19 protein-coding genes and 1 pseudogene are annotated in these 17,472 nt (G+C 63.1%); 13 read left to right on the forward strand and 7 right to left on the reverse strand.

Translation table 11 applies throughout. The annotated features are described in order from the left end of the window. The first annotated feature begins 43 nt into the window (after nucleotides 1–43). The 11 genes and pseudogenes from ACYG9V_RS11590 (at nucleotide 44) to ACYG9V_RS11640 (ending at nucleotide 7,321) form a co-directional block, all read left to right on the forward strand. Nucleotides 44–988, forward strand: coding sequence for a heme o synthase (locus tag ACYG9V_RS11590; protein ID WP_023668419.1), 945 nt, complete (start codon nucleotides 44–46; stop codon nucleotides 986–988). A gap of 2 nt (nucleotides 989–990) precedes the next feature. After that, on the forward strand, nucleotides 991–1,140 hold the full coding sequence (locus ACYG9V_RS11595) for a hypothetical protein (RefSeq protein WP_023698516.1): 150 nt from the start codon (nucleotides 991–993) through the stop codon (nucleotides 1,138–1,140). A gap of 8 nt (nucleotides 1,141–1,148) precedes the next feature. After that, nucleotides 1,149–1,775 (forward strand): cytochrome c oxidase assembly protein, encoded by a 627-nt coding sequence (locus ACYG9V_RS11600; protein ID WP_023687150.1) that lies wholly within the window; start codon nucleotides 1,149–1,151, stop codon nucleotides 1,773–1,775. Nucleotide 1,776: 1 nt separating this feature from the next. After that, nucleotides 1,777–2,658, forward strand: coding sequence for a cytochrome c oxidase subunit 3 (locus ACYG9V_RS11605; protein ID WP_023668416.1), 882 nt, complete (start codon nucleotides 1,777–1,779; stop codon nucleotides 2,656–2,658). 76 nt (nucleotides 2,659–2,734) lie between these two features. Then, a complete protein-coding gene (locus ACYG9V_RS11610) occupies nucleotides 2,735–2,875 on the forward strand; it encodes a L,D-transpeptidase family protein (protein ID WP_023732093.1) in 141 nt (46 codons plus the stop codon). Nucleotides 2,876–2,888: 13 nt separating this feature from the next. Continuing rightward, a pseudogene (locus ACYG9V_RS11615) lies at nucleotides 2,889–3,274 on the forward strand (DUF983 domain-containing protein). Next, nucleotides 3,271–4,026, forward strand: coding sequence for an SURF1 family protein (locus ACYG9V_RS11620; RefSeq protein ID WP_023692072.1), 756 nt, complete (start codon nucleotides 3,271–3,273; stop codon nucleotides 4,024–4,026). The pseudogene ACYG9V_RS11615 and the gene ACYG9V_RS11620 overlap by 4 nt, the downstream one beginning before the upstream one ends. 161 nt (nucleotides 4,027–4,187) lie before the next feature. Beyond that, the gene (ispH, locus tag ACYG9V_RS11625; protein ID WP_352763058.1) at nucleotides 4,188–5,198 is read left to right on the forward strand and encodes a 4-hydroxy-3-methylbut-2-enyl diphosphate reductase; all 1,011 of its coding nucleotides are present in this window, start codon (nucleotides 4,188–4,190) and stop codon (nucleotides 5,196–5,198) included. A gap of 7 nt (nucleotides 5,199–5,205) precedes the next feature. Beyond that, complete coding sequence (locus ACYG9V_RS11630) at nucleotides 5,206–6,168, forward strand: homoserine kinase (protein ID WP_352763056.1); 963 nt, start codon at nucleotides 5,206–5,208, stop codon at nucleotides 6,166–6,168. Then, nucleotides 6,165–6,707, forward strand: coding sequence for a ribonuclease HI (gene rnhA / locus ACYG9V_RS11635; RefSeq protein ID WP_352667509.1), 543 nt, complete (start codon nucleotides 6,165–6,167; stop codon nucleotides 6,705–6,707). The genes ACYG9V_RS11630 and rnhA overlap by 4 nt, the downstream gene beginning before the upstream one ends. 29 nt (nucleotides 6,708–6,736) lie before the next feature. Beyond that, nucleotides 6,737–7,321: a histidine phosphatase family protein gene (locus ACYG9V_RS11640; protein ID WP_352667506.1), complete on the forward strand. Its 585-nt coding sequence runs from the start codon at nucleotides 6,737–6,739 to the stop codon at nucleotides 7,319–7,321. A 72-nt stretch (nucleotides 7,322–7,393) separates the two neighbouring features. Here ACYG9V_RS11640 and ACYG9V_RS11645 read toward each other — a convergent pair whose 3' ends face one another. The 3 genes from ACYG9V_RS11645 to ACYG9V_RS11655 all read right to left on the reverse strand — a co-directional run bounded on the left by ACYG9V_RS11645 (nucleotide 7,394) and on the right by ACYG9V_RS11655 (nucleotide 9,361). Then, the gene (locus ACYG9V_RS11645; RefSeq protein WP_023687155.1) at nucleotides 7,394–7,873 is read right to left on the reverse strand and encodes a DUF2938 domain-containing protein; all 480 of its coding nucleotides are present in this window, start codon (nucleotides 7,871–7,873) and stop codon (nucleotides 7,394–7,396) included. Nucleotides 7,874–7,960: 87 nt separating this feature from the next. Continuing rightward, nucleotides 7,961–8,443, reverse strand: a complete 483-nt coding sequence (locus ACYG9V_RS11650) for a peroxiredoxin (protein WP_352463266.1) — start codon at nucleotides 8,441–8,443, stop codon at nucleotides 7,961–7,963. A 111-nt stretch (nucleotides 8,444–8,554) separates the two neighbouring features. Further along, nucleotides 8,555–9,361: a protein-disulfide reductase DsbD domain-containing protein gene (locus ACYG9V_RS11655; protein ID WP_352763055.1), complete on the reverse strand. Its 807-nt coding sequence runs from the start codon at nucleotides 9,359–9,361 to the stop codon at nucleotides 8,555–8,557. Nucleotides 9,362–9,576: 215 nt separating this feature from the next. Between ACYG9V_RS11655 and ACYG9V_RS11660 the strand changes: the two genes are divergently transcribed. Further along, complete coding sequence (locus ACYG9V_RS11660) at nucleotides 9,577–10,185, forward strand: YqgE/AlgH family protein (RefSeq protein WP_352763054.1); 609 nt, start codon at nucleotides 9,577–9,579, stop codon at nucleotides 10,183–10,185. Nucleotides 10,186–10,381: 196 nt separating this feature from the next. Here ACYG9V_RS11660 and ACYG9V_RS11665 read toward each other — a convergent pair whose 3' ends face one another. Genes ACYG9V_RS11665 through thrC form a run of 4 tightly spaced genes read right to left on the reverse strand, consistent with a single transcriptional unit; the run spans nucleotide 10,382 to nucleotide 16,589 of the window. Continuing rightward, entirely contained in the window at nucleotides 10,382–13,270 is a 2,889-nt protein-coding gene (locus ACYG9V_RS11665; protein ID WP_352763052.1) for an EAL domain-containing protein, read from the reverse strand. Between the two features lie 3 nt (nucleotides 13,271–13,273). Next, nucleotides 13,274–13,870 (reverse strand): GNAT family N-acetyltransferase, encoded by a 597-nt coding sequence (locus ACYG9V_RS11670; protein ID WP_023668403.1) that lies wholly within the window; start codon nucleotides 13,868–13,870, stop codon nucleotides 13,274–13,276. Nucleotides 13,871–13,884: 14 nt separating this feature from the next. Then, nucleotides 13,885–15,177 (reverse strand): M16 family metallopeptidase, encoded by a 1,293-nt coding sequence (locus ACYG9V_RS11675; protein ID WP_352763050.1) that lies wholly within the window; start codon nucleotides 15,175–15,177, stop codon nucleotides 13,885–13,887. A 14-nt stretch (nucleotides 15,178–15,191) separates the two neighbouring features. Further along, nucleotides 15,192–16,589 (reverse strand): threonine synthase, encoded by a 1,398-nt coding sequence (thrC, locus tag ACYG9V_RS11680; RefSeq protein ID WP_352763048.1) that lies wholly within the window; start codon nucleotides 16,587–16,589, stop codon nucleotides 15,192–15,194. 126 nt (nucleotides 16,590–16,715) lie between these two features. Here thrC and ACYG9V_RS11685 point away from each other — a divergent pair, with 126 nt between their 5' ends. After that, nucleotides 16,716–17,447, forward strand: a complete 732-nt coding sequence (locus tag ACYG9V_RS11685; protein ID WP_352500427.1) for a hypothetical protein — start codon at nucleotides 16,716–16,718, stop codon at nucleotides 17,445–17,447. Nucleotides 17,448–17,472: the final 25 nt, after the last annotated feature.

The following is a 17,472-nucleotide window of genomic DNA, read 5'->3' on the forward strand; positions in this document are numbered from 1 at the left end:
GCCGGCGGTTTTCGGCCAACGGAATGATTGGACTTATGTACGCATGGCCCTTGTCGACGACCCAATGATTGACGAAGCGGGCTTTCGCATGTCGGAAGCCACGTCGGGCGATTTCTTCGCCCTGCTGAAGCCGCGCGTCATGTCGCTGGTGGTGTTCACGGCCTTTGTCGGCATGGTCGCTGCGCCCGTGACCATCAACCCGCTGCTGGCGGTGATCGCCATCCTGGCCATTGCCATCGGCGCCGGCGCCTCGGGTGCGCTCAACATGTGGTACGACGCCGACATCGATGCGGTGATGAGCCGGACCGCCGGCCGCCCGGTACCGTCCGGCCGCATCCTGCCCGGCGAAGCCCTGAGCTTCGGCCTTGTGCTTTCGGTGCTGTCGGTGATGACCCTGGGCGTGCTGGTCAACTGGCTGTCGGCGGCGCTGCTTGCCTTCACCATCTTCTTCTACGCCGTCGTCTACACGATGTGGCTGAAGCGCTCGACGCCGCAGAACATCGTCATCGGCGGCGCCGCCGGCGCCATCCCGCCGGTCATCGGCTGGGCCGCGGTGACCGGAACGGTGAGCCTGGAAAGCCTCGTCCTGTTCCTGATCATCTTCCTGTGGACGCCGCCGCACTTCTGGGCGCTGGCGCTGTTCAAGTCCGACGACTACGCCAAGGCCGGCATCCCGATGATGCCGAACGTTGCCGGCCAGGCCTCGACCCGCCGCCAGATCTTTGCCTACGCCCTGATCCTGGCGCCGATCGGCGTGCTGCCCTGGGTGCTCGGTTTCACTACCGCCTTCTATGGCGTCGCATCAGTGGCTCTCGGCGCCGGCTTCGTCTGGTATGCCTGGAAAGTGCTGTGCATGACCGATAGCGACCGCGTCATGAAGCCGGCCAAGGCTCTGTTCGCCTATTCGCTGCTCTACCTCTTCGCCATCTTCGCCATCTATCTTGCCGACTGTGTCGTCGGTCGCGCTTTGGCCATCGGTGGAGCATGACTATGATCGACAAGAAGCTTGAACTGGTCACGCTGACCGAAAGCCAGAAGAAGGCGCGGCGCAACCGTTCGGCGGCGATCGGCGTCGCGCTGGCGATTCTGGTCGTCATCTTCTACGTCGCGACCATCGTGAAATTCGGCCATACCGGATGAGGCCGATGATGACCCGCCAGACCGTGACCGATCCCAGGAAGAAGAACACCAACCGCGTCGTCGCCGCCGTCTGCGTCGCCTTCTTCGGCGGCATGATCGGCATGGCCTACGCCGCGGTGCCGCTCTACAAGATGTTCTGCCAGGCCACCGGCTATGGCGGCACCACGCAGCGCGCCGAAAAGCAATATGCCGGCCGCATCCTCGACCGTGACATCACCGTGCGCTTCGACGCCAACACCAACGGCATTCCGTGGCAGTTCCAGCCGGTCGCCCGTTCGGTCACCATCAAGATCGGCGAGACCACGCAGGCGCATTACAGCGCCACCAACAAGCTCGACCGCGCCGTTACCGGCCGCGCCACCTTCAACGTGCAGCCGGAACTGGCGGGCCCCTACTTCAACAAGGTCGAGTGTTTCTGCTTCACCGACACGACGCTGAAGCCCGGCGAGACGCTGGACATGCCAGTCGTGTTCTATGTGGATCCCGATATCGTCAACGTGCCGGAACTGAAGGACTTGAAGACGATCACCCTGTCCTACACGATGTTCCCGGTCCAAAAGAACAAGCCGGTGGCGTCATCGACGCCGAACAGCAGCAGCAAAGTTTCAGATACCGAAGCAAATCTCGGGGGTTGATATGGCAGACGCGCACGCAAAACCACAACACGACTACCATCTCGTCAACCCGAGCCCGTGGCCCTTCCTGGGGTCGATCGGCGCACTGGTGACTGCAGTCGGCGGCGTCGCCCTGATGCAGTATCTCAAGAACGGCGATTTTCCAATTTTCGGCCACAACATCGCCAATCCATGGCTGTTCTTCATCGGCCTGGTCATCGTCCTCTACACGATGTTTGCCTGGTGGTCGGACACCATCAAGGAAGCGCATGAGGGCCACCACACGCGCGTCGTGTCGCTGCATCTGCGCTACGGCATGATCATGTTCATCGCTTCGGAAGTGATGTTCTTCGTTGCCTGGTTCTGGGCCTATTTCGATGCCAGCCTGTTTCCGAGCGAAGTGCAGAATTACGCCCGCACCGCTTTCACTGGTGGCGTCTGGCCGCCGAAGGGTCTCGAAGTCCTCGATCCCTTCCATCTGCCGCTCTACAACACCATCATCCTGCTTCTGTCGGGCACCACGGTGACATGGGCGCACCATTCGCTCATCCATGGCGACCGCAAGGGCCTGATCAACGGCCTGGTGCTGACCGTCGGCCTCGGCATGCTGTTCACCATGGTGCAGGCCTACGAGTACATGCACGCTCCGTTCGGCTTCAAGGATTCCATCTACGGCGCGACCTTCTTCATGGCGACCGGCTTCCATGGCTTCCACGTCATCATCGGCACCATCTTCCTGCTGGTCTGCCTGATCCGCGCCTGGAAAGGCGACTTCACGCCCAAGCAGCATTTCGGCTTCGAGGCGGCTGCTTGGTACTGGCACTTCGTCGACGTGGTCTGGCTGTTCCTGTTCGCATCGATCTACGTCTGGGGATCGGTCGGCGCGGTGATCGAAGGCCACTGACGGCTTTCACCGAACCGACAAATCAGAAGGGCGGTCGCGGCAACGCGGTCGCCTTTCGTCTTTTCGGCGCCCATCAATGGCCAACGGATTCGGCTGGTCGGGCTGGCTGCTTCAATTGGTCGACTGGACCGATGGCTGCATTGGGGTTACCGACTGCGACATGGACCAAATCTGGACTATGGTGCCGGATGGAACGCTGATCGAAATCGAGCCGTAAAGCATGACTATCCATGAGTGAAGATAGGGCGATCTGGCCACCCATCGAGCCGATCTCGGCCGGCCTGCACGGACGCTGCCCGCGCTGCGGCGAAGGACGGCTGTTTTCCGGCTTCCTCACCGTCGGCAAGCGCTGCAACAATTGCGGCCTCGACTATTCTACGCCGATGCCGGCGACGGCCCGGCGGTGTTCGTCATCCTGATCATCGGCTTCATCGTCGTGGGGCTGGCGCTGTGGGTGGAGGTCACGCTGAGCCCGCCGCTCTGGCTGCATTTCATCATCTGGATACCGCTGGCCGTGGGACTGTGCCTGACGGCGCTGAGGTTGATCAAGGGGGTGCTGCTGACGCTTCAATACGCCAACAAGGCGGCCGAAGGCCGCCTGGACCAGGGGCAATGAGCGAGGCGCTGACCAAGCCCGCCGGCCGCTCGCGGCCGAAGACGGCATTGCTGCTCGGCCTCGGCCTGGTGGTGTTCGTCATCCTGCTCGGGCTTGGCACATGGCAGGTGCAGCGCCTGTACTGGAAGGAAGCCCTTCTGCAGACCATCGACCAGCGCACCCATTCAGCGCCGCAGCCGCTGGCGGACGTCGAGAAGGAATTCGCCGCCACCGGTGATGTCGACTACACGCCGGTCACCGTCAGCGGGACGTTCCTGCACTCCGGCGAGCGGCATTTCTACGCCACATGGGACGGCGACGCCGGCTTCAACGTCTATACCCCGCTGGCCCTCGACGATGGCCGCTATGTCCTGATCAACCGCGGCTTCGTTCCCTATGATGTCAAGGATGCCGCCAAGCGCCCGCAAGGGCAGGTGACCGGCAAGGTCACGGTCACCGGCCTGGCGCGCAACCCGCTGCCGGCCAAGCCGTCGATGATGCTGCCCGACAATGACGTGGCCAAGAACATCTTCTATTGGAAGGATCGTGACGTCATGGCGGCGAGTGCCGGCCTGCCGGCCGGTGCCGTGCTGGTGCCGATCTTCATCGACGCCGACAAGACGCCGAACCCGGGCGGGCTGCCGGTCGGCGGCGTCACCATCATCGACCTGCCGAATTCTCATCTGCAATATGCCTTCACCTGGTATGGCCTGGCGGCGGCTCTTGCCGCGGTTCTGATCATCAGGCTGCGCCGTCCGGCAAAGACTGAATGATCCAGAGCATGATCCCGAAAAGTGGGAACCGGTTTCGGACAAGATCATGCTCCAACAAAGAGTTAGATCAGGTTGACCATTCAACCTGATCCAACTGCCCTTGACAGGGCAGGGGTGCACACCTCATTTCGCCAAACGATACGATCAACCGATCTGGAATCATGCTGCAGACCGCCACAAAACCGCCGCTGACGATCCGGCTCTGCCAGCCGCGCGGCTTTTGCGCCGGTGTCGACCGCGCGATCCAGATCGTCGTGCTGGCGTTGAAGAAATACGGCGCGCCGGTCTATGTCCGCCACGAGATCGTGCACAACCGCTATGTCGTCGAGGGCCTGCAAAGCCTTGGCGCGGTTTTCATCGAGGAACTCTCGGAAATCCCGGCCGAGCACCGCAAGTCGCCGGTTGTCTTCTCAGCCCACGGCGTGCCGAAATCGGTGCCGGCCGACGCCAAGGCACGCGAGCTCTTCTATCTCGACGCCACCTGCCCGCTGGTGTCCAAGGTGCACAAGCAGGCGATGCGCCATCAGCGGCTCGGCCGCCATGTGCTTCTGATCGGCCATGCCGGCCATCCCGAAGTGATCGGCACCATGGGCCAACTGGCTGAAGGCGCCGTCACGCTGATCGAGACCGAAGCCGACGCTGGGACCTTTGCCCCCGCCGACCCGGAAGCGCTCGGCTTCGTAAGCCAGACAACGTTGTCGGTCGAAGACACTGCCGGCATATTGCGGGTGCTGCAGGAGCGCTTCCCGCAACTGCATGCACCGGCCGCCGAATCGATCTGCTACGCCACCACCAACCGCCAGGAAGCGGTCAAGGAAACCGCCGCCGGCGCCGATCTCTATCTGATCGTCGGTGCGCCCAATTCCTCCAATTCGCGCCGTCTTGTCGAAGTGGCGGAGCGCGCCGGCGCCACCATGTCGCTTCTCGTACAGCGCGCCGCCGAAATTCCGTGGAATGACTTCACAAACATCTCGACGCTCGGCCTGTCTGCCGGCGCGTCGGCGCCGGAGATCATCGTCGACGAGATCATCGACGCCTTCCGCCAGCGCTTCGAGGTGACCATCGACCTGGCGATCACGGCCACCGAAACGGAGGATTTTCCAGTCATGCGGGTTCTGCGCGATGTCGAACTGACGCGGGCCGACATGGCCTTCGTCAACGGAGCCGCGTGAAGAGCCCATGGCGGTCTACACCGACGTCAATGAGGGCGAACTCGGCGCGTTCCTGAGGGCATATCCTGTCGGCGAACTCTTGTCCTACAAGGGTATCGCCGAAGGCACGGAGAATTCGAATTTCCTGCTGCACACCTCAAGCGGCTCTTACATACTGACGCTCTACGAGAAGCGCGTCGACAAGGCCGACCTGCCGTTCTTCCTCGGCCTGATGGGCCATCTCGCCCGCAAAGGCATTTCCTGCCCGCTGCCGGTGACCGCGCATGACGGCACCGTCATCGGCACGCTGGCCGGCCGTCCCGCGGTCATCATCACCTTCCTCGAAGGCCTGTCGCTGCGGCGGCCGACAGCGGCGCATTGCGCCGAGGTCGGCAAGGCGCTCGCCGCCCTGCATTTGGCCGGGCAGGATTTTGCGATGACGCGTGACAACGCACTGGCCATCGAGGGCTGGCGCAAATTGTGGAACGCCTCGCGCGACCGAGCCGACGAGGTCGAGCCGGGACTGGCGGCCGAGGTCGACGCCGATTTCGCGGATTTCGAACGCCATTGGCCGCAGGGCCTTCCTGCCGGCATCATCCATGCCGATCTGTTTCCCGACAATGTCTTCTTCCTCGGCGAGAAACTGTCCGGCCTCATCGACTTCTATTTCGCCTGCCACGACCTCTACGCCTATGACGTCGCCACCTGTCTCAACGCCTGGTGTTTCGAGAAGGATTTCTCCTTCAACCTGACCAAAGGCACGGCGCTGCTGGCCGGCTATCGGAGCGTGCGGCCTTTGAGCGATGGCGAGAAAGCAGCGCTGCCGATGCTTTCGCGCGGTTCGGCGCTGCGCTTCATGCTGACCCGGCTCTATGACTGGCTGACGGTTCCAGAGGGCGGGCTGGTCATGAAGCGCGATCCGACCGAATATATCCGCCGCATGCGCTTCCACCGCGCGATCAAGTCGCCTTCGGAATACGGACTGACATGACCAAGCAGGTCGAAATCTTCACCGACGGTGCCTGCTCGGGCAATCCCGGTCCCGGCGGCTGGGGCGCCATCCTGCGCTTCAACGGCAAGACCAAGGAATTGTCGGGCGGCGAGGCCGAGACGACCAATAACCGTATGGAGCTGCTGGCCGCCATCTCGGCGCTGAATGCGCTGAAGGAGCCGTGCGCCGTCGAGCTTCACACCGACAGCAAATATGTCATGGACGGTATCTCCAAATGGATCCACGGCTGGAAGAAAAACGGCTGGAAGACCGCTGACAAGAAGCCGGTCAAGAACGGTGAACTGTGGCAGGCGCTGGATGAGGCCAATCGGCGCCACAAGGTGACCTGGAACTGGGTCAAGGGCCATGCCGGCCACACCGAGAACGAACGCGCCGACGAACTCGCAAGGGAAGGCATGGCGCCGTTCAAGAAGAGTCCGTTAAAACCTGTGGCGCCGAACCCTGCGGCGGCGCTGAAGCCGGCGGCATCCGAGAAGCAGCCGGCGCCGCGGGCACGGCGCTCGACCCAAAGCTATTGAGCTCAAGCTATCGGCAGGGGATCTCACTCATGCCGATCGTATACTACATCACCCATCCCCAGGTTCAGATCGATGCCAACGTTCCCGTGCCGCACTGGGGGCTGTCCGAGATCGGACGAGCGCGAGCATCAGCTATGCTCGATCAGCCATGGGTCGGATCGATCCGCCGTGTCGTCTCGTCGGCCGAGCGCAAGGCGATCGAAACCGCCGAGATCCTTGGCAAACACCTCGGCCTCGCGGTCGAGGTGAAGGAGCGCATGCATGAGAACGATCGGTCGGCAACCGGCTTCCTGCCGCCGCCGGAGTTCGAGGCGGCCGCCGACCAGTTCTTCGCCAATCCGCACAAAAGCATTCGCGGCTGGGAACGGGCCATCGACGCCCAGCAACGCATTGTCAGCGAGGTCGAAACGGTGCTGGGTGCTGCCGACGGCGGCGACATTGCCTTCGTCGGCCATGGCGGCGTCGGAACGCTCTTGCTGCTCTCGCTCAGCGGCCGCGCAATCAGCCGCGCGGCGGATCAGCCGGCCGGCGGCGGCAATTACTTCGCCTATGATGTCGGCACGCGCCGCGTCGTCCACGGATGGCGGCCGATAGACAGTCTGGCGCCGCGCTAAAGCGGATGTCAGGAGATCATCGATACCGTAGCCGCGATGAAGCCGCTGGCGACCAGCGGATAGAACCTGTCCTCAGCGGATCAGCAGGGCCGTGCCGTAGAGGCCGAGCGCGAACACCGTGTGCGAGATCACATTGAAGGCGCGGATCTGCATCGCGTTGGGGCGCTTTGAGGCAGCCCAGCCGGCGCCCATGCCGGGCGCCAGCAGGAACCAGCCGGCGCCGATGGTGACCATGCCGAGGATGAAGGCCGGCAGGAAGGTCGGCGCGTCCAGCCATGCCGTGCCCACCAGCGCCACCAGGATGAAGCCGTAGACGATGCCGGTGACATAGTGGAAAGCCCAGCCCAGCGCCTGCTCATGCGCATAAGGTGCGGCTTGGGCGATATCGTCGTGGAAAACCTTGCCTTCCCTAAGGTGCCAGACCCAGCGGCCGGGCGGCCCCCAGTTCGGCCGCGGCTGGCTGAGCGCCAGATGCAGGAACAGCGCCCAAAGATCCATCAGCACCGTGGCGCCGATGCCGATCGCAATGCTGCGCCAGATGATGTCAAACATCGTCGATGTCCCCCAAAGCAGGCAATCCGGCTGGAAGCGCGTGGTCGTCAGGCCATGGCGTTCATAAGCCGACGCGGCCGCTGCGGTTTAGAGCTGGCTCAGAATGTGAGCGGCACCCGATGTGTCGACTCCTGGCTTGGTCTCGACATTGAGCGCCGTGACCTTGCCGTTGTCGACGATCATCGAGAAGCGCTTCGAGCGCAATCCCATGCCGCCGCTGGAATAGTCGGAGTCGAGGCCGATCGACTTGGCGAAGTCGCCATTGCCGTCGGCGAGATAGAGGATCTTGCCTTGACCGCCGGTGAAATTCGCCCAGGCGCCCATGACATGGACATCGTTGACCGACACGACGGCGATGGTGTCGACGCCGCGGGCCAGGATGGCATCGTGGTTCTCGAGATAGCCCGGCAGATGATTGTTGCTGCAGGTCGGCGTGAAGGCGCCGGGAACACCGAACAGCACGACCTTCTTGCCCGCGAAAATCTCGGCCGAGGTGATCACCTTGGCTCCGTCGGTGGTCATTTCCTTGAAGGTCGCATCGGGCAGTTTGTCGCCAACGGCAATCGTCATGATGGTCCTCGTGTGAAAAGCAGGGAAGGTTTCTTGCGATAGCGAAATCGGGCATCTCCCGCAACCGCCGACAAGGCCTGGATCAAGGGAAAGCCCGGATCGGGTTCGGTATCAGGGGAACGGCAGAACGCCCTCGACCGCGCCTTCGGCACTTGTCAGGGTGTAATACAACCCGCCATCGGTCGGTGTCGTCGACGGCCGGTCGAGGATCGGAATGGTAAATACCAGCCGGCCGTCCTTTTCGCTGCGTGCAGGCGCCCCGAACATATAATCGCGTCCCCCGGCGACGAATAAATCCGCCGCCTCCGGATCTCCGGGAAAAGTCGCCTCGACCATCAGCGTCTCATGGTCGCCCGGCAGCACCTTGATCCCGAAATCGGGCTTGGCAGGCGCGGGCAAGGTGGCGAGTGCAGCCTTCACCAGCGCCGCGTCCTCGGCATTGTCGGGATCGGCGGCGGGATCGACGCTCAGCCGCGTCTGCACCGGAATACAGATCGTCTCGCAGATGCCAAGAAAGATGTCGGCATCGATGACGGCCGCATCCCCAGGCGACGACAAAGTGAATGTCACCGGCAGCGAGACCGGATGGTTGTAGCCGGCCCATTTGCCGTAGCCGTCGTCATGGCGCTGCGGCGGCGGGAAGGAAAACGCCGCATCGGTGATGTTGGTGCTGGCCGAAACGTCGATCTGCGGCGGCACGCCGGCGTCGCCCGGATCACGCCAATAGGTCTTCCAGCCGGGCTTGAGCGCGATGTCGAGCACGCCATGGATGCGGCCTGCCTCGTCGGCCTTGCCTGATGTCACCAGCCGCACCTTGCCCCCTTCGCTGTTGTACCAGTCGGAAGACGAGGCGGCGGCGGGAATAGCTGCTCCGCATCCGATGGCGGCGCCGAGCAGCAGGATTTTCAAGCTTTGCATGGCGTTGATTTGATCGTCAGTTCATGGCCGCGCAATGTTTTCATGGCGCTCTGCGTATCATATTTGCGTGACCTTCGGGCAAGGAACAGTTGGATTCAAGCAATCGGCCGAGCAAAGTTCGCAGTCAAGATTCCGTTGTTCCAACCGTTGGGCTTTGGCCGAATCGCTCGCGGCGCATCTTTTCGGCGTCCCGGAAACGCGTTACGCTCCCGTCCATGGACTTGTTGCGCCACAAAAAGACGGCCGGTGGACGCGGCTTTCTTGACGACCAGTTTCTGATTGCCATGCCCGGCATGAAGGACGATCGCTTCACGCGCTCGGTCATCTACATCTGTGCGCACAGCGATGAAGGCGCCATGGGCCTGATCATCAACCAGACGCAGCAGATGCTGTTTCCCGATCTTCTGGTGCAGCTCGGCATCATGAACGAGCAGGAGGCGATCAGGCTGCCGGCGCAGGCTCGCGACTTCGTCGTGCGCAATGGCGGCCCCGTCGACCGTAGCCGCGGCTTCGTCCTGCACTCGGGCGACTACCGGGTGGAATCCTCGCTCACCGTCTCCGACGATATCTGCCTGACCGCGACGGTCGACATATTGCGCGCCATCTCGTCCGGCCGCGGCCCGCGGCGCGCGTTGATGGCGCTCGGCTATTCCGGCTGGGGCGCCGGCCAGCTGGAAACCGAGATCGTCGAGAATGGCTGGCTGACCTGTCCGGCCACGCCGGAGCTGCTGTTCGACGCCGACATCGAGCGGAAGTACGACCGCATCCTGGCATCGATCGGGATTGATCTGGCGCATTTGAGCCTGGCCGCGGGGCACGCCTGAAGCCTCGCCTTCGCCGACGTTCCGCCGAACCTTCGCGACTAGCCGAAGCCGCCCGCCACTTTCGTCATCCTAGGGTCTGCGCCGCGTCGCTGCGCTCCTTGCTTCGCCCTAGGATGACGAAGGCGCGGTCGCTTCAGCTAATTTTCGGGGTTCATTCCAATGTAACCACGCGCCTGCACGACGCATGCCTCACCCATCACGCCTGCGTCATCGGGTACTGCTCTTTCAACGCCTTCAGCACCTGGTCGCCTGGCATCGGCGCGCCGAACATGAAGCTTTGCACATATTCGCAGCCCATCTGGCGCAATTCCAGCGCATCGCTTTCGTCGGAAATGCCCTCGGCCACCACCGACAGGCCGAGTTCATGCGCCATGTTGACCATGGATTTGAGCAGAACCGCCCGCTTCGGCGTCGCGTCGTCGACGAAGCTCTTGTCGATCTTGATGGTGTCGAAGGGGAAGCGGGTCAGGTAGGCGAGCGAGGAATAGCCGGTGCCGAAATCGTCCAGCGACAGGCCGATGCCGAGCTGCTTGAGCTTGGTCAGCACATGCGAGGTTTGCTCTGGATTGTCCATGACCAGCGATTCGGTAAGTTCGAGCCGGAAGCAGCGCGGCTTCAGATTGGCGCGGGCGATGACCGAGCGGACATCGCTGACCAGGTCGCGGCGGATCAGCTGGCGACTGGACAGATTGACCGACACCGACAGCGGCGTGTCGCCGATCTGCTTTTGCCAACCGGCGAGGTCTTCGGCCGCCTGCTGCATGGCAAACAGCCCAAGCTGCACGATCAGGCCACAGCTTTCGGCGACCGGGATGAAATCGCCCGGCGGGATCATGCCGCGGCGCGGATGGTCCCACCTCAGCAGCGCCTCGAAGCCGGCAATGCTGCCGTCCTCCAGCCGTACGATCGGCTGGTAGGCAAGGGTGAACTCACGCCGCTCGATGGCGCGGCGCAGATCGGATTCGAATTGCAGCCGGTCGGTGCCGACGGTGCGGAAGGCCGGCCGGAACGGCTCGATCCTGTCACCGCCGAAGCGCTTGGCCTGGTGCATGGCAAGCTCGGCGTCCTTGACCATGTCTTCTGCCGAAGTCTGCGCCGAGGTCCAGGTGATCAGGCCGATCGAGGCAGTCAGCACGATCTCGCGCTTGGCGAAGGTGATCGGGTTGTTGATGGCGTGCTTGATGGCGTCTGCCACCGCCGCGATGCGGGAGGGTTCCTGTTCGGAGAGCAGCATCAGGGCGAACTGGTCACCGGCAAAGCGCGACAGCGAATCCTTCGGTTTCAACAGCCGGTGCAAGCGGCGCGCAATGGTGAGCAGGATGGTGTCGCCGGCCGAGATGCCAAGCCCGTCATTGACCTGCTTGAAACGGTCGATGTCGATGACGAAGACGGTGGGGCGCACCTTCTCTTCGGTGCGCGCGATCGAGATGATGGCTTCCAGCCGGTTCATCAGAAGTTCGCGGTTGGGCAGGCCGGTCAGATTGTCGTGAACGGCATCGTGCAGCAGCCTTTCCTCGGACTTTTTCTGGTCGGTAACGTCGACCATGGTGCCGACGCAGCGAATCACTTCGCCATCCGAGCCGATCACCGGCCGCGCCCGAAGCAAGAACCAGTGGTAGTGGCCGTCGGCGCCGCGCAGGCGGAAATTCTGCGAGACCCGGCCGCGCCGATGTTCGAGCACCACGTCGAGCGTGGTGCGGAACGTGTCGCGGTCGTCGGCATGCAGCACCGGCAGCCAGTTGCGGGCCGCACCCCCCAGGCTGTTGGGAGCAAGGCCAAGCTGGATGCTGACGTCGGGCTTGGTGACGACGCGGTCGCGCAGCACGTCCCAGTCCCACACCGTGTCGCCGGAGCCGGCGACGGCCAGCGCCTGGCGCTCGAGATCGGAGAACAGGCCCTGATGCAGCGCGCCGCCGGCAAAGGCATGCTGCATGACGGTGAAGCCGATCAAAAGGATGATCAGGATCAGCCCGCCGCCCAATGCCGGCTGGGCGATGTCGTTGTCGAGCATGCCGGTGATCGCCATCCACGACCCGCACAGCCATAGCAGCACCATCACCCAACTGGGCACCAGCATGATCGCACGGTCGTAACCACGAAGACCGAGCAGGATGATGAGGCCGAGCCCGGTCAGCGCGGTGGCGGCAAAGGACAGCCGGGCAATACCCGCGGCGACTGCCGGATCGATGATGGCCACACCGGCAATCAGCACCAGGCCGAGGATCCAGACCAGCGCGCCATAGCTGAAATGGCCGTGCCACCGGTTGAGGTTGAGATAGGCGAACAGGAACACCACGAAGGTCGCCGCAAGCGCCACCTCCGTTCCCGCCCGCCACATCTGCTCGTTCCCGGGCGATATCTCTATGATCTTGTTTAGAAAGCCGAAATCGACGCAGATATAGGCAAGTACCGCCCACGCAAGTGCGGCTGTCGCCGGAAACATCGAGGTTCCCTTGACGACGAAAAGGATGGTCAGGAAGAGCGCCAGCAGCCCGGCGATGCCGATGACGATGCCGCGGAACAGCGTATAGGAATTGACCGAGTCCTTGTAGGCTTCCGGCTCCCATAGATAGACCTGCGGCAGCTTCGGCGAGGCGAGTTCGGCGATGAAGGTGATCACCGTTCCCGGGTTCAGCGTCACCCGGAACACGTCGGCGTCGGAGCTTGACTGGCGGTCGAGCGCGAAGCCCTCGCTGGGGGTGATCGCGGCGATGCGGGTGGCGCCGAGATCGGGCCAGAAGATGCCGGAATTCACCAGCCGGAAATGCGGCGCCACGATCAGCCGGTCGAGCTGCTGGTCGGTGGTGTTGGCGAGCGCGAACACCGCCCAGTCGCCGCTCGAGCGCGCGTCATTGGCCTCGACCTCGATGCGCCGGACGATGCCGTCGGGACCGGGCGCGGTCGACACCTGGAAGTTTTCGCCCTGATTGACGTAGATCTGGACGGCGCGCGACAGGTCGAGCGCGACATCGTCGCGGGCAATCTTGATCGGTTCGACGGCGAAGGCCGGGAGCGCCGCGCAAAGCGTGACGACAACCGCCAGAACAAAGGCCAACAGCGACCCGTTTCGCAGGAAATTCGTCAAAAATCAGTCCTTCGTTCCAGCGCCCGGCGGATCGTCCGCGATCCGGGCGTAGAGGTAGTGGTCCTGCCAGATGCCGTTGATCCTGAGGTAGGATCGCAGAAGTCCTTCGCGCCGGAATCCGGCTTTTTCAAGCACGCGGATCGACCGGACATTGTCGGGAATACAGGCAGCTTCGATCCGGTGCAACCTCAGCGTATCGAAGGCGAAGCGGCAGACCACCTTGACCGCGTCGGTCATCAGGCCGCGGCCGCCAAACCGCTCCCCGATCCAGTACCCGACATGGCCGCTTTGCGAGACGCCGTGGCGGATATTGCCGAGCGTAATGCCGCCTGCAAGCTTGCCGCTCGCCTTCTCGAAGATGAAGAAGGCGATGGCTGTCCCCTGCGCATAGTCTTCGCGGTAGCGGCCGATGCGCAGCCGCCAGGCGGTGCGGTCGAGTTCATCGGGCGTCCAGCGCGGCTCCCACGGTTCGAGGAAGGCACGGCTTTCGCCGCGCACCGCTGACCATTCGCGATAGTCGTTGGTGTAGGGCACGCGCAGCATGACCCGGTCGCCTTTCAGTGCCGGCAGGTCACGGCGAAAGAAAGGGAGCGCGAACACCGGCGCTTGAAGGCTTAGACGGCGAGCTTGCGGGCCGTGGTGTGCGTGCCCGCAAGCGAATCGAGAATCGCCTCATAGGGCGCGAGCGTACCCACCGGTCCAACCGCGGTCAGCGTCGGCTTGGTCGAAAACAGCCGGGACGAAAGGTCGGTCAGCCGCTCGACGGTCAGCGCCGACAGCCGTTCCATCAACTCCTCCTTGGCGATCGGCCGACCGAACAGAAGCAGCTGCCTGGCGATCTGCGAGGCGCGGCTGGCCGGGCTTTCAGCCGACATGATCAGGCCGGCGCGATATTGCGCGCGGGCGCGGTCGAGCTCTTCCTGAAGGATATTCTCGCCGGCCTTCTGCAGCTCGTCGATAATGACCGGCACCAGTTCGGCAATGTCGCTCTGCCCGGTCGCGGCATGAACGCCGAAGATGCCGGTATCGGAAAAACCCCAGTGGAAGGCATAGACCGAATAGCACAGGCCACGCTTTTCGCGGACCTCCTGGAACAGCCGGGACGACATGCCGCCGCCGAGGATCATCGACAGCACCTGCGAAGCGTAGAAATCGCGCACATGATAGGCTCGGCCTTCGAAGCCGAGCACGATCTGCGCGTCCATCAGGTCGCGATCCTCGCGGAAATCGCCGCCGACATACTGCGCATATTGCGGCATCGTGCTCTCGGACTTGCTGCGGAAACCGCCGAGCTGCTTTTCGACCTCGCGCACGAAATTGTCGTGCTTAATGTCGCCTGCGGCCACGATCACCATCTTCTCGGCGCCATACTGGCGCTCTATGAAATCATGCAGCTGTTTGGAGGTGAAGGATTTGACGGTTTCCGGCGTGCCGAGGATCGAGCGGCCGATCGTCTGGTGGCGGAAGGCGGTCTCGGTGAAACGGTCGAAGACGATGTCGTCGGGCGTGTCGTGCGCGGCGCCGATCTCCTGCAGGATCACATGCTGCTCGCGCTCCAGTTCCTCTGGGTCGAATTCGGACTCCTGCAGGATATCGGCAAGGATATCCACCGCCAGCGGCACATCGTCGGACAGCACCCTGGCGTAATAGGACGTCGTCTCGACTGATGTGGCGGCATTGATCTCGCCGCCGACATCCTCGATTTCCGAGGCGATCTCGAAGGCCGTCCGCCTTTTCGTACCCTTGAAGGCCATATGCTCGAGCAGATGGGCCATTCCGTGCTCGTCGTCACGCTCATTGCGGGCGCCGGACTTGACCCAGGCGCCAAGGGCAACGGATTCGAGGCTTGGAAGGGTTTCGGTGGCGACTGTCAGGCCGTTCGACAGACGGCTTACCTCAACACCCATATGGCAAGTACTCCCTAACGCGCTGCCCTTGAGTGGCGGCTCACGTAATCTTCCACCATTTTCAGGTCGGATGGAAGTACCGTGTACTTTTCGTCGGCTGACATCAAGGACCCCAGCCATGCGGGCAGGGCCGGCGACACGCCGCAGGCGGCTTCGACCGCGGCCGGGAACTTGGCCGGGTGCGCCGTGCCCAGCACCACCATCGGCACTGCACCGTCAGCCTTGCCGGCGGCGACATGCACGGCCGCGGCCGTGTGCGGATCGAGCAGATAATTGCTGGATCTGAGCGTTGAACGGATGGTGGCGGCAACCTCGTCCATATCAGCGCGTCCGGCGTCGAATTCGGACCGCATCCGGTCGATTTCTGCGGTTTCGATGGTGAAGGCGCCGGATTGCTTGAGGCCGGCCATGTAACGCCGCACCGTCTCTGCGTTACGGTCGCAGGCCTCGAACAGCAGTCGCTCGAAGTTCGACGATACCTGGATGTCCATCGATGGCGACGTCGTCGCAAACACACCCTTGGTGCGGTATTCACCGGTCGCGAAAGTGCGCGCCAATATGTCGTTGTCGTTGGTGGCGACGATCAGCCGCTCGATCGGCAGGCCCATCTTCTTGGCGGCGTAACCGGCGAAAATATCGCCGAAATTGCCGGTCGGCACGGTAAAGGAGACCGGCCTGTCCGGCGCGCCGAGCGAAAGCGCCGAGGAAAAATAATAGACGATCTGGGCCATGATGCGGGCCCAGTTGATCGAATTGACGCCCGACAGCGACACGCGATCACGAAAACCATGATCGTTGAACATATCCTTCAGCAGGCCCTGGCAATCGTCGAAATTGCCTTCGATGGCCAGCGCCTGGACGTTGGTGGCCGTCGATGTCGTCATCTGCCGCTGCTGCACCGGCGAGACGCGGCCATGCGGAAACATCACGAAAATGTCAGTTCGGTCGCGGCCGGCGAAGGCATCGATGGCGGCGCCGCCGGTGTCACCCGAGGTCGCGCCGACGATGGTTGCGCGCTGGCCGCGCTCAGTCAGTACATGGTCCATCAGCCGGGCAAGCAGCTGCATGGCAACGTCCTTGAAGGCCAGCGTCGGACCGTGGAAGAGTTCAAGGATGAACGTGTTGGCGCCGGTCTGCACCAGCGGGCAGACGGCCTGGTGGCGGAAGGTGGCATAGGCTTCTCGCACCAGGCGCTCGAAGACGGGTGCGGCGATCTCGCCGCCGAGGAACGGCGTCAGCACGCGGATGGCGAGGTCCGCATAGGGCAGGCCGCGCATGGCGCGGATCTCGGCTGCCGAAAACTGCGGCCATGTCTGCGGCACATAAAGCCCGCCGTCGCGGGCCAGCCCCGCCAGCACCGCGTCGGCAAATCCAAGCACGGGTGCATCCCCGCGGGTACTCACATAGCGCATCGTCAAGGTCCATTGCTGCCGCCGGTTCATCCACGGCAATTGGTTAATTTTCCGAGCCGGCTCAGTCGCATTTTTGCCGTGGCGTTGCTATACGTCACCAACTTTGCGAGAGGGAAGTGCAGTTTCATGGCGTTTCACAAGTTCAACCGTCGCTTTGTCGCGGGTCTGGCGCTCACCGGCTTTATGCTTGCCGCCGCCGGTTGCCAATCGAGCGACAATGGCATCCTCAATCTCGGTTTCGGCAAGAAGACCGACCCGAATGCGCCAATACCGCCGCAGGATCCCAAGGTTCTCGCCAGCCAGTTGCAGGCCTACTGCCCGAAAGTGACGGTGCGCGATGGCACCGCCTACTTCAATACCTACGCCAAGGGCGCGCCGCAGCCGAGAAAGAAAAAGGCTGATGCGGCACAGGATGCCGAGGCCGCTGCCGCCGCGCAGACGGCGCCTGACGGCTCCATCGTCGATCCGAACAAGGATCCGGCCAAGATCATCTACCAGGCCTCGATCAGCGATGTGAGCCGCGATTGCAGCCGTGCCAACGGCCAGTTGACGATGAAGGTTGGCGTTGCCGGCAAGATCGTGCCGGGACCGCTGTTCGCCCCCGGCACCATCACCATGCCGATCCGCATTGCCGTCATGCACGGCCCCGACGTGCTTTATTCGCAGATCCACCCCTATCAGATCCAGGTCAGCGATCCCTCGACCGCCACCCAGTTCGTGTTCACCGATCCCAACGTCGTCGTGCCCGAACCCTCCGCCCGGGATTACACTGTCTATGCCGGCTATGACGACACCGCGCCGGCGGCGGTGGACAAGAAGTCCGGCAAGAAAAAGAAGCGCGCTCCGGCGACGAACTAAGCGCCTGGGCGCCGTCGCTGCTGCG

It is taken from the genome of Mesorhizobium sp. W016 (genome assembly GCF_054719485.1).